Source organism: Bacillus sp. VT 712 (genome assembly GCF_001614195.1).
In the GTDB taxonomy this organism is placed as follows: Bacteria; Bacillota; Bacilli; order Bacillales; family Bacillaceae_H; genus Priestia; species Priestia flexa.
Map to the genome: position 1 here is coordinate 1 of NZ_LWBK01000094.1, position 620 is coordinate 620.

A 620-nucleotide genomic window follows, 5' to 3' on the forward strand; every position below is an offset into this window, starting at 1 on the left:
AAACAGCATCTCCGCATCAAAAAGTTTTACGGACAAAGTGAATGGGCGATTCACAACCAAGTGTTGATCGCACTTATCGTCTTTTGTCTGCATGTACTCGTGCAGCTCGAAACAAAAAGTAAGCGAAAACTCCTGCAAATTAGCCGTTATTTAAGGGCTGCTTTGTGGAAGCCAGCACATATCTGGCTTCGAAAAATTAAAGGGGAAGCTGTCCCTTAATGAGCAAATGATCGTTGTCTCTTTTGTCTAATTGTAAATAAAAACCAAATGGATGGAGCCACCTTTGTTTGGATATTCACTTTTTTGGCTCTTCATTAGGAAAGATATAAAACTGAAAATTCAAATAAAATTTATGCAACACTAGTGATAAATTATCACTAGCGTCGCATTAAAATAATTCAACGCTTTCTAAAAATCTGAATTTTCTGTAATATAACCCAAACATAAAAAAATCCTTTATACTGGTTGAGCGGTAGTAAACCATCCAAATCCAATACAAAGGACCATAAGCATGGATAAGTTTACACGAAAAACATCATTTGAACAATGGTTTTCACCGATTTCTTCAACGAAATTAGAAGAATTAGTGGAAACCCATCATTTAAATTACTATACAAAGA

General features: G+C 34.8%; 1 pseudogene. It reads left to right on the forward strand.

The annotated features are described in order from the left end of the window. Positions 1-219: pseudogene (locus A2U94_RS20110) on the forward strand (IS4 family transposase); the annotation flags it as partial. Positions 220-620 lie beyond the last annotated feature (401 nt).